Origin of the sequence: Nitrosomonas sp. (assembly GCF_022842015.1) — a bacterium.
Classification (GTDB): domain Bacteria; phylum Pseudomonadota; class Gammaproteobacteria; order Burkholderiales; family Nitrosomonadaceae; genus Nitrosomonas.
Window position 1 is genome coordinate 1 of record NZ_JALHQJ010000087.1, and the last position, 12,524, is coordinate 12,524.

Here is a 12,524-nt window from a genome sequence, read left to right on the forward strand (position 1 = left end):
AGTGCGGCGGGTGACATCAAACTCTGAAAAACTCATGTCAATTATCTCAACGATATGATTCAAAACGTTATTATATCATCATCTGTACCTGAAAATGACTCTAACCGTGCAAAGGTCTCTTGATATGTATGGTTACCAAACAAATGGAGGAGAAAACCTATCGAATACCTATAGCAAGCTTTTATCCATTCAAACATCACATGAAGAAAATCTTATTTGATCTTCCTCAAACACAAAATTATTGACACTACCCAAATTCAACTTCAGTCAGAGGCTTCCAATACTTGCCTACCAATGCAAGTTCTCCTCGTTTGTCATCAATGTTCCTTTCGGTTAAGACAGCCGTTTTGCTGCCTTAACCAAAGTTAATCCACTTTCTTTAAAAAACTTAACTGATTGCTCCCTAAATTCCTGGCTATATTGTGCGCGGGGTAATTCCATCTCCATCCTCCATTTCATGTTCTCATTTTATGAAACTTCGAACTCCATGGATGTCAGCATACCTCATTTTCAGTCTGAATCATTTAATCAGAATTTATGATTCTTCACATTTCAAAGTCGCACCATCTACAGGGTTAACTCTGAAATGCCCCCATACGCCTCCTGCAAACATATGCATCGGACCGTCGCGATAGAGATAGCAACCTTCTTTAGTGTTATCAAAAGTCGCTGTAATAGACTTGCCTGGAGACAATAAAGCGGCATGTGCCGAGCCGAATCTTGGCATTAAATCCACATAATGATGCCCAAAGCTTATAAACGCGCGTTGGCGGGCTCGACCATGGGGTTGAGAAACCCGGAAGCGTACTTCTTCACCAGCCTTAGCTTGAAAAATAGGCGTCGGTATTTTGGCCCATGATTCCAACAGAAAATTATTCGGAAATTTGATTTGATTCAAATCCGAGCCGGCACCAGTATTATGCTCAACGGCATTTCCATTAATATCAACGCCATGCCGTAATCTTGACCAGAAAGGCGCTGTGCGATAATTAAGTCCTTTTTCTCCATGATCATAGGAATCATCGCAAATCGGGCAGTCGCCGATTGGTTCGGATGCATGAGTGGAATTCCAGGGCGAATCCCAGTGCAGATTTAACCCATCCTGGTAAGCGATTACGAATTCACGAAATGTTCGCTCGTCGCCTTTTTCATCGGTGTATTTGATTAAAGCTTCCGATCCGAGAGTCCAGTGATCAGTATCCGAAACCATTACCCCGGTTTTAGGGTCATGATAGGTCGCACCTTCAGGCTCGATAATAAGCGTGCCAAACAAACCATGCGTACCATGACCGATAACATCGCCAAACGCCTTGATCGGTATCGTTCCAAAAGCGTAAGGAATCCTGTTCAGTGTATAGGAACATTCTTCTTCGTCACCACAAACTGGCACACCCTTAACTTTTTCCCCAAAATCCGGCTCCAATCTGCCAGCATAAAAATGCAACTTAACCTGTTGTCCACTGGGGAAAGGTTCTGTACTGCGATTCATGCCGATACCGATATTACGGTGATTGGTGAATCCGACGTTGGGCAGCATCGGTATCGAAATCGACAATCGTGTCGACGGTTTAATATCGTCTGCATCTGGATCAGCAGACTTGTCGACATTGAGCGGAACGATTTTGGGCATTAATGCATCTCCACCAGAATCAGGTAATTCTGTTTCACCTTCGGCCAGCAGCAGATTGTGAAAATTCAGTTCGATGCAATCATTGGCATTGGCGCGCAAGACCAACGGTTCCAAGATGCCTGTGTCTGCTTTTTCTTGGTATATGTGCCGGACATTTTCAAGTGTAGGCTTAGAGTGGCCAGGCGGCATAGCGAGTAGTATCAACGCGTCAGGATCAAAAATTTGATTATCGCGATCATAAAATAAGTGATTCTTTTCTGAGGAAGTAAGTAAATCAACCCGGGTTGCTACTATTGTATAATTGATCGACCTTGATTCGCTGGGGCAAGAATCTAAAGGGTTTTTCCACTTAATCTTTCCTGTTCCGTGTCCTGGCAATGGTTTCAACCGCTTTCCAATTGTTTGTTGACAAGAAGGTGGAATACCCTCTTCATCAAGTATGAATAAATTTCTGCGTGCAAACCATTTTTCAGATGCTTTGTCAGTCGAAGAGCTTTGATCGGGTCCGCATGCTTGCGGGTCTGGAGAGTCAATGCCATTATGCACTCTCAACAACCCCCAGGTACCATTCCATAAAGCATCGACCGAACCAAAATGATAGAGATAGTCAGCTACGTATGGACCGCTGCCCACATTTTCGAATGGCGGCAGATCCATCTCAAAATGCTCAGATATTCCGATTTCCTGTGCAGCAACCAACGCCAACGGATTGTCTCGTTTCGCCTGTACTTTTTCCGAAAAATGCTTGTTTACAGAATAGTCGATCACACGCGGCCAGTATAAACCTTCAACCGCAAACGTATGCTGCACCTCTTGCGCACCCTGAACCATGCGGATCTGGATTTTTTCGCCTTCATAAGCCTCCAGTATTGGCGTACAAGGATCTCCATGTTCGCGGGTGGCAAAAACAAACGCCATATCACCGTCTCGATCTATCCTGCCGGTCTTTTTCTGGCGGGTAATACTATCCCGTTTTGTTAAAAATCCGTCCACATCACGGGTTTGTGCAAATTCACCACAATTCGTTTCTTCAGGAGCTTGCAGTTTTTCTTCCATTTTTCCGATGCGTAACGGAATCGGATCATGGCGATAATTCACCAAGTAAGGATTATGGTGATCCTTGGAAATAGCTTCCGGTTTGAACGGCGGATCAACAGGTTTTCCATATTGTTTCCACCAATGCTTGGCATGTTGTTTGAGATTGTCGGAAAGGATCTGCATTATCGGATTGTTAGCCTTATTGTCCGATTCATGGAGCAATCTGGCCATGCCATTGGTGACTGTTTGGCTCAACCAGGGTTGATATAAAGTCGGTTCATAAAGTAAAGCGAAATCAGCTACTGCAAGCGCATATTCACGGCGATTTTCATGGATTAACCAGTCATCGGCGTCGACAATAACGGCTTTGGAGCCCACGCCGTCTGCAAGCGCTTCTCCATTAGGCTGCAGCCATTTTGAACCGGCTGGTTCAACGAGTAAAGCAGAATAAAAGCCATGCTGCTGTATGGAGGAAGGCGCAAAATGATCATGCGTAAACACCGTGCGTAGGGTACGGTCGATACATTCCTGGCCGGTTTGTGTCGGACAGGTTCTGTCCGGTAATTCCGTGTCATGCATGGCATGTGTGGCATCTGTCACATCCTTGTCTCGAACTGTTAGCAAGGGATCGGCAAACCAGCGTTGTACGGTGGTCTGATAATCACCAACCGGTTTGTCGTCAGAATCCTTACCTACCGCAAGTTGTTTTTGTTCACCGTTCGATGTCATGGCAATGCCTTTGGCCGCGGCAATGCGTTCTTCAACAGCACCACGCGAAAATGTGCCGTCTTCGTAATTAAATCCATTTCCGGAACCATCAGAAGATGTCACATCAAATTTTACTAGATGGATATGTTGGCCGATGGTATCGGTCGGCGTGGCCACCTGAAAGTCGTCCAGTTCCAATTCCTTGTGGGTTCTATTTTGGTGCTTGAATTCTATGCACTCACCGGAAGCGGCGCGAAAAAAGAAGGGCTCCATGTCATGCCGACGTTGTCCTTCGACGCCTTCGGCATCCTGGGTCAATACATTGATGCGCGCCTGTGGATCGTGCCAGCCAGCACGGTTGACCACCAGATTGAGTCCGATTGCCGACACTTCATACTGCCGGTGCCCCGTCTTCGCGGGATCATGACAGGGATCCGCATAAGGCGCACCGGGTGCAGGTAATGCGCCATTCACATAAAAGTGCGCAGTTTTACCTTCCGGCGTCAAAGACGGATAACCGGATTCAGCTGTATCATATGAAACATAGGATCCATCCGCAAGCCGGATTCTGGTTGCTTTGCCGGCATGAAAATCCATCGCCTGACGTTCCATCAATTCACCTTCGTGATCAAGCAACGTGATATCAGCTCGAGTCAATTCCAGGCGGAAATCTCCCAACGCAAGGGATTTTCTCAATAGCGCTGCCATGCGCGTATCCGGATCACTGGGCAATTGGTCTTTTATGTCGTCGGACAGAAAAACGGGTTTACGTTCACCGCTTTTGATTACATGCCTTGGCAGACCGCCGTGCATCAACGACCCATCATTATTCTTAGCAAAATCCAGTGGAGGTTGTGGCGCCCTACGGCCTGGATTGCCAGGAATATAAAATGGATAGCCTGGCATAGCATATGACTCGGGTTCTTCCGCATTCAGATCCTGCGCGTAAGTGGGCAATGGAGGCAGACTTTGGCCAGGAAGCGGAAGCACCGCAGGAACAGGAGTTCCGGCGCCGTTGGCACCAGTGATTGGATCGGTTCCGGGTCGTTTTCCGCTAATTCCCAGTCTTTCCACAGATAACGCTACTTGCGGTTGACCGTAAAACCGCGCTTCGGGTTGTCCATCCGGTAATTTGCGCGTACCGTCCTCGATCACATCATGTGTACGCCACAGTGCCCACATGCCTTGTGCGAAATGTGGATAAAGATGACAGTGAAAAATAGAATCTCCGACAGTACGGTTGCGATTTCCGCTTCCGTTGGTCTGAAAATTACCTTCACTGCCCCAATTGGATAGGCCGCCATCATAGATCGAATAATCAAATCCCTGTTGCGGTGCAATGGTTTGTGAATCAAGATAGGTGCCGATGTTAGTATCTGAGGCTGACAGCCATTGGTGTGCATGCAAGTGAAAAACATGCGTTTCTTTCGGACCCGCATGCAGATTCCGGAACTTGACGCGGTCATTCAGATAGGAATGCGCTACATTGGAGGGGTCATCGTCAAAGTGCTCCAGCAATGCAGGATCACCATTGGCCCAAGATTGCAGAAAAAATTCTTCATAAAAACATTCCGCGCATTCAGCGGCTGGCCCTATTTCCTTCCGGTTCGCCAGTAATATCGAGCCCATTCCGCTGGCCCCATAATTGATGGCGAATCCATCGCCAACACCGCTTAGTTGCCGACTGGCAGGTAATTCCTGGAAGTTTTTGGCATAAAAGGTTTTCAGTTCGTCATGAAAAACAACCGTAAACTCGCGAAATGCAGGAGCATTGGGGGTTTTTGGATTGTTATCGAGAATGACAGCATTCTGGTCGCCATAAACCAGCTCATAACGCATAGTATCTAAATTGTCTTTTCCAACGGCTTGTAGCATATTCAGATACGGAATACCGTCTGCGTCGACTGCGTCATACTGTAATTTACCTTGGCGCGCGCTGTCATTCTCCCGTTGGCGCGGCCAAACTTTGTCGAGCACGGATGCGGTGATCTGGCTGCGGTACCATTTGCTGTTTTTGGGTTCGACAATAACGACACCGAATAATCCATGCGTCAGGCTGCCGCCGTCACCTTCACCGCCGGCAGGCGCACCATGGCTGGAAAACAAATGCGTGCCTTCCCGTTCAAGTTGCCATTGACAGGTAATTGATTCACCGGGATCAATAGATTGCAATCCATTACATTTGGGATCCGAACCCGACAAACTGGTCAAACCAGGAATTACGATATTTGCCGACCGTGTTTTCGGCCAATTAGCCGGCGGCAGATTTTCAGTCTCTCCGGCATCCGTACGTGGTTCATGTTCATCGGGATCAATGACTTCGATTTGGTTCTCTACATTAATTAAATGTGCGTATGGCGATCGCTCGTCAAGCAAATTACATCGACTGATATCCGGCTGCTGCTCAAGTAATTGATTAGTGAAAGTAATTTCCAAAATATCGCCGACGTTGCCACGCAACGTGAGCGGCCGGGGCCGTTTTCCCGTTTGCAGACGTACTTTAGACGGGCAAGACAACCCCGGTAGCCATTCTTCACCTTCCATGACTTCGGTGACATCCCGTTTCAACGCATAAATCATTCCGTAAGGATTTACCGATCCGAATCGGTTGTAATAAAGCGGTTGTTCGAGCGCCACGACATCGGCATGCACAATACGCTGCACAAAGTGGGCATTATCATTATCACCGTTATTATCAATCATGTTGCAGGCGGATGCGAGAATAATCAGCATGCACCCTAGGAATAATAGATTTAAGTAAGAATGTTTCATCATATACCTCCAGTTTGTTAGCGGATGTCGATAGCATCGATCAGCAAACAGCCCGGTCTGGCAAAACGGGTATTGTCTGGTGTTGCACCTTGATCAGTCACGGAATGCCCAGTCGAAACAATCCATCTGACAGTTCCTTTAAAATCACCGTTGTAATCGATTTTTACCGAATCTTCAATCCAGCCGGTTTGGTAAATATTCCCCCTATCTTGCTGCAGATCCTTAACGCAGCAAATCCAGTGAGGTGGCAGTAGAGGAGCGGCGCTTGTATCGTCGTTGGGAAAAAACAAAAGCGCAGCAAATGCATTGGTAGGCAGAGAAGAGAAGCGCAAAAAAGCGTATCGGAACCACAAACATTTATTTTCTGGAATCAGGATATTCCTGCACTCCAGCCACGCGCACTTGCCGCCATACGTCAGCATGCCGTCGGGATGAACTCGCGGTAACCAGTTTTTCTCCTCTACCAAACTTATCGCGGCATTGTTGATTTCCAGTTGCCTTAAACCATCTGAATCAATAGCGCGTGGATCGTCAATGCGAACAAAGCATTTGCCAGCGGGAGAAACAACATACCTGCCTTCTGCATTTTTGTATTGCTGTTCAATCGCCACAAGCTTGGGTGAAGAAACATGAAATCCAGACAGGCCTTCATCATTAAAATTTGACGGAATTCCCATTTTTTTCTCCTTTATAAAAAATAAAGCCTTTTATAAAAAGATCTCTTTTCCCTTTTTATATCACTTACTCATAGAATAATTTGTGATAAAAGTCACAAAATCGTTCATTGCCTTCTCAATAACTTATGAACTCCAAAAATCCAGAGCCACCACAGACGTCTTTCAATTTCCGGGATATAATGCTGAACCTAACGAAAGAGCAGATAGAACGTCTCGTGCGGTCTACTTTAAACCCTCGTTCCAGCATCATTTCTTCCAGTTCGCGATAATTGATCCCGTATTTGCAGTACCATCTAGTACAACCCAGGATTACATCGCCTTGGAAAGATCTCCATTTGAAATCCGACATTGAGAAATATCCTGAAAAAATTCAACAATGCACCTGTTTACTTATTTTTTCAACAGAGCCTAAACCCTTCCAAAAGCGTTCACGTTGCTTGAATATCAAGTCCCTGATAGGATGGTTAAGAGAAGTTAAAACAGAAATATCAGTCGAGTATCACCCTATCCTTGCTTGCGTCACTGGAGAAAATTGTAATGAGTGAAATACTGGATGTAATTATCGTCGGAGCTGGCAGCGCAGGCTTATCCGCGTTGCGGGAGGTACGAAAACACACGGATCGCTTTGTGATTATCAATGATGGGCCCTGGGGTACTATCTGCGCTCGAGTTGGCTGTATGCCATCCAAAGCGTTGATCGAGGCGGCTAATGCCTTCCATCGTCGCAATACCTTTGAAGAATTCGGTATTCGCGGTTCTGATCAGCTCACAATGGACATCCCTGCTGTGCTGCAGCGAGTCCGGCGGCTACGTGATGACTTTGTCGCCAGCACGGTCAAAACAACAGATGATCTGGGTAAACGCGCTATTTCCGGGCGCGCGCGCCTACTTGCTCCAGATAGATTGGAAGTCAATGGTGAGGAGTTACGTGCGCACAAAATTATTATTGCCACCGGATCGCGTCCGATTGTCCCAGCATCATGGAATTCACTGGGCGGCCGGCTGCTCACGACAGATATCTTGTTTGAACAAAAAACGCTGCCCGCACATATGGCGGTGATAGGAATGGGCTCTATTGGTGCCGAAATGGCACAGGCGCTTTCCCGGCTTGGTATTAAGGTGGTAGCCTTTGGCGGAAATCAAGTCGCAGGATTAACAGACCCTAAGGTCATGTCAGTGGCGACAGATCTGTTAGAAAGCGAATTCCCTCTGCATCTGGGCACGAAAGCCGAATTAAATCTCGTAGATCAAGGGGTACAGGTACGTGCTGGAAGCACCGAAGTGGTAGTCGATTGTGTTCTGGCTGCGTTGGGGCGCCGTCCTAATATTGACAATCTGGGGTTAGAAACACTAGGCGTTCCGCTCGACCAACATGGCATGCCATCTGTAAATCCAAGCACTATGCAGGTGGCCGACCTACCAATATTTTTGGCCGGCGATGCAAATGACCAAGCTCCGTTGCTGCATGAAGCTGCCGATGAGGGATACATTGCTGGACTCAATGTCATGCGTTCCGATCCGCTTTGTTTTACACGTCGAACACCACTGGCCATTATTTTCACTGATCCAAACATAGCCATCGTAGGCAGCCGATTTCAGGCACTCGATCCCGCAAAGACTTTGATTGGAGAGGTACATTTTGACCGCCAGGGGCGTGCTCGGGTCGGCCAGAGGAATAAAGGCATACAGCGCATTTATGCCGATGCGGAAAGTGGCCGGCTATTGGGTGCGGAAATGTGCGCTCCCGCTGGCGACCATATGGCACATCTACTGGCGTTAGCCATTGATCAATCGCTCACGGTACAACAGCTACTACGTTTGCCATTTTATCACCCGGTTCTGGAAGAAGGTCTGCGCACGGCACTACGGGCTCTGTCGACGCAACTTCCTATTGTCAACAAATTCGATCTGTCTATGTGCGGCACCTTTAATGCGGAAGCCCTTGATTGATATCTTGCGAGGAACGTAGTGATCGCTGTATCACAATTTCGCCAACAACGTTAATCACAGTTTGCAAAAGTCACTAGGAAATGGAATATTACTGCAAGGGTGCCTGTGTCATCTGAATAACCGGCTGTGCGCCTGTTTCTGATAGTAACACTGTCATCATATTGGTTACTAATACGGCACGTTGATCGGACGTCAATGAAACAATCTTCTTCTCTTCCAGATTTTTCAGTGCGCCTTCGACCATGCCCACTGCGCCTTCTACCAGTCTCTGGCGCGCCATTACTACGGCCTCCGCCTGCTGCCGTCGAAGCATGGCGCTGGCAATCTCGGGCGCATAGGCAAGATGGGCAATCTTAGCTTCCTCTATCACGATTCCTGCAACTTCGACATGCTGTTGAATTGATTCGCGTAACAACGCTGCAATTGCATCCAGATCAGTACGCAAACTTTTGCGCTGCCCTCCTCCTTCAGTATCGTCGTATGCATGACTACTGGCCACTTGACGAACTGCCGACTCACTTTGAACCTGCAAGTAGTTGAATGTGCTTTCCACATCGAAAACTGCGCGCGCCGTATCCTGCACCCGCCAAGCGATTACTGCGGCAATTTCAATCGGACTGCCACGCTCATCGTTGACTTTCAAAACAGGGGTATTCCAGTTATTGATCCGAAGCGATACAGGCGTTCGGCTGTAGAACGGATTGACCCAGAAAAAACCACTTTCGCAAGCAGTCCCTGCATATTTACCAAAAAAAACCATTACGGCAGCTTGATTCGGCTCGAGTGTAAATAAACCCTTAGCACAAAATAGCGTGATTGCCAGAAAAGAACCGCCCGCAAAAATTTTAACCGGACCTCCGGGTGTAGCCACAAGAAAAACACCCAGCATGAATCCAATCAATAAAACCACCAGCGTGACCCATCCATTCGAGCCGGAAATGATGAGTTCATCAGTACCAATCGCATTACTGCCTGATCTTTTGTTCAAGACGCTTCCCCTCGGTATTTTTCAAACAAGTCAAATGGTGTAAAAGTTTACTTCAAGAGTGTTATCTATCTAAACTAAATAGCAAAATGTAACGAAGAAACATTGTGCTGTCAAACGTGGTCAACTGCTGGAAAACCCTTATTTCAGAAGAAACAAATCCGGCATGCTTTCGCAAAGAAAAAAACTACAATACTTGAAAGTACAATGCACCCGCTCTTGAGATCGTGGGTGCATTGCATGGTTCAAAAATTCACTATAAAACCTAACTAAGGTTTCAGCTTCAACATCATGGGCTGCAAGCGTTTGATTGTTGAGGGAGCAATCAGATTCTTTATCTGCAACGATTTAATTGCTGATGCCGGAGCACAGTTGGCCACTTCCACCAACTTCACCACCAGTGGATTAAAGGTGACGTCTACACCGGTATAACTACCCGCATCATCACCACTGCGATCGCCACGGAATTTGAACTCTTTGACCGGCCCGTTCGGACCACCACCTTGACGATCATCGTTATGATCGGTGTCGACATAATGCGCTGTGCTTTCCACGCTGTTAACGATACTATCGATACGCCAGCCTGGTGGTGCCGTATAGTAAGTATCAGTACGCTCACCTTCTGCTGTGGTCCAGTCGCTACGTGTTTCCTGAGCTTTCATCCAAAGCCGAAAATTTACGTGCGTGCCTTCGTTGCTCCAACGTGCATTTGCCCATACCTCCGGACCATTCCCACTAAATTCTTTATCACCGCGTGTATGAGGCGGTGTAAAAGATAAATAAGTATCACGCGCATATGTTTCTGTTTTTTCCCGACATACTGGCGTAGCCGGTTGAATCACAGCGATACTGGAAATAGGACGACTTTGCCATTCCAAAGTCAGGCGATCGCTGGCGCTGGATACTGGGACCCCATTTGCACCGAGATTGAGCGTCATGTGATAGTGAGTCAATCGATCAAGTTTATTAGAAACATCTAGTGCACCTGACTTACTGTGTAACGTTACCTTGATAGGCGTCGTATCAAAATCATAACCGAAAAACTCCAGCTTGTTACGACGGCTTGCATCCAGTGCCATATCCACAGCTGCGGGCACCACGTGGCATAACGCTGGTTCAACGGGGGGTATGGCTTGATGCAGCAGTCGTGCGCGAATTCGCGCTAAAGCCTGACGCACACGCGAACCGATAAAATCTATATTGCAGCGCAACTCGTTTCCTGTAGCCGCCACACTGCGGTTGAGCAGATCCGAAACCTCATTGCGTACCGTGGATTGGGCTTCATCGGTCAACTTTGTCGTAGTATCTTGCAATACCGACTGCCAGGAAGCAGAATTCCGGTCTAAGGCATCAATCGCGCTATCTAACGTAGCTACGGTATCTCCGGCCACATCACTTACTTTGTCTGTCAGTTTGTCGATTTTATCGCCGATACTGCAGCCCGTGATCAAAATCAATACAAACACAAGCAAACATAATAATAACTTTGGAATTCCAATGTCCGTTTGGGATAAGCGTGAAAAAGACGTTGTAGTTTTGGTCATGTTATTAATCTCCCCACAGGTAGTAGAACACTTTTGGATTTAGATTACATGAAGCAAGCAACTTATTGATATTTTATAAATGGCATTTCATACCATAGCATCTTACTGTGGCTGCTTGCGTGACAAATCTCACACTGTAGCACTAAGAATTCAAATCTTCAGGAACAGATGCTTTGATGCCTTCTATAAACACCATGATAATATGATAATCTTATAGAAAGGCATAATTTATTGCCTCTATTAGCTCGTTTAAATCCGAGTTTGTACGGGACAATATTAACCTGCATCTTGTTGCACAGATTTTGAAGTGAACTAAATTGGAATTAAACTGTTTTTATCCATCAATGATTAGCCAAACTTATTTTATTCCCGTAAGCAAGACAACCTTCAATACGTTAAAATGTTTGTGCATAAGTCCGTTACACTTGCTAAATTAACATATACTAAATCGAGTGCATTATCATGGTACGTTTCATTATTATTGGACTATCTTTTGTGTTTTTCAGCCTGTCGGCTGTTGTTACGTTTAAAGCGCTGGAAATCCCGACCCACGATACAATTTATCAAGGGAATTGGCCGGAAGCAATGCCACCTTCACTTGAATCTTCTACCGCACCTGAACCTTCTTCACTATCCGCACCTACGTCAGTACCTGGTCTGGATGAATTAATTCATTCGTCTACATTCGAGGACAACAAGGTTGTTGCTGAGAATGTGGAAGCAGCAACGACACAGGATGAAAATCCAATTACAGCAGCAGAAGAAATCAATGAAGCCACGCCTGTTCCCGATACGCTCGTTAAGCCTCGAACCTTAGCGATATTCGATGGCAAAACATTTCGTTCCGGGCAAGATATTATCCATGATGTTTCCTATTCAACGATTGAAGATTTAATTGAAGAAATATCAACATTTCCAAACAATCGTATTCTCATTGAGGGTCATACCGACAACATTCCCACCGGAAAGATTAGTAGTGACAATATGGATTTATCCAGGCGTCGCGCTCGAGCCATCGCGAATATACTGATATTGCATGGCGTACCCACGACACGAATATCTATTATTGGCTATGGTGACAAACGACCAATAGTTTCGAACGCCACAGAAGAAGGTAGAACAAAAAACCGTAGAGTCGAAGTAAAACTGATGCCTCAGGAGGGAGCAAACTAATGCATATGTATGCCCAGCACTTTAACCTCAAATTACTTCCCTTCGAG

The 12,524-nt window shown here is 46.4% G+C and carries 6 protein-coding genes; 2 read left to right on the plus strand and 4 right to left on the minus strand.

Annotation, left to right across the window (positions count from 1 at the left end):
- Positions 1-535 precede the first annotated feature (535 nt).
- Together Q0C11_RS13215 and Q0C11_RS13220 are read right to left on the minus strand one after the other, a co-directional pair.
- Positions 536-6,109 (minus strand): hypothetical protein, encoded by a 5,574-nt coding sequence (locus Q0C11_RS13215; protein ID WP_293008733.1) that lies wholly within the window; start codon positions 6,107-6,109, stop codon positions 536-538.
- A gap of 56 nt (positions 6,110-6,165) precedes the next feature.
- Positions 6,166-6,825: a hypothetical protein gene (locus Q0C11_RS13220; protein ID WP_293008735.1), complete on the minus strand. Its 660-nt coding sequence runs from the start codon at positions 6,823-6,825 to the stop codon at positions 6,166-6,168.
- 537 nt (positions 6,826-7,362) lie between these two features.
- Here Q0C11_RS13220 and Q0C11_RS13230 point away from each other — a divergent pair.
- A complete protein-coding gene (locus Q0C11_RS13230; RefSeq protein ID WP_293008737.1) occupies positions 7,363-8,775 on the plus strand; it encodes a dihydrolipoyl dehydrogenase in 1,413 nt (470 codons plus the stop codon).
- 88 nt (positions 8,776-8,863) lie between these two features.
- On the opposite strand, the gene Q0C11_RS13235 is transcribed toward Q0C11_RS13230, so the two are convergent.
- Positions 8,864-9,763, minus strand: a complete 900-nt coding sequence (locus Q0C11_RS13235) for an SPFH domain-containing protein (RefSeq protein ID WP_293008739.1) — start codon at positions 9,761-9,763, stop codon at positions 8,864-8,866.
- A gap of 266 nt (positions 9,764-10,029) precedes the next feature.
- Positions 10,030-11,304: a hypothetical protein gene (locus Q0C11_RS13240; RefSeq protein ID WP_293008741.1), complete on the minus strand. Its 1,275-nt coding sequence runs from the start codon at positions 11,302-11,304 to the stop codon at positions 10,030-10,032.
- 462 nt (positions 11,305-11,766) lie between these two features.
- Between Q0C11_RS13240 and Q0C11_RS13245 the strand changes: the two genes are divergently transcribed.
- The gene (locus tag Q0C11_RS13245) at positions 11,767-12,477 is read left to right on the plus strand and encodes an OmpA family protein (protein ID WP_293008743.1); all 711 of its coding nucleotides are present in this window, start codon (positions 11,767-11,769) and stop codon (positions 12,475-12,477) included.
- Positions 12,478-12,524 lie beyond the last annotated feature (47 nt).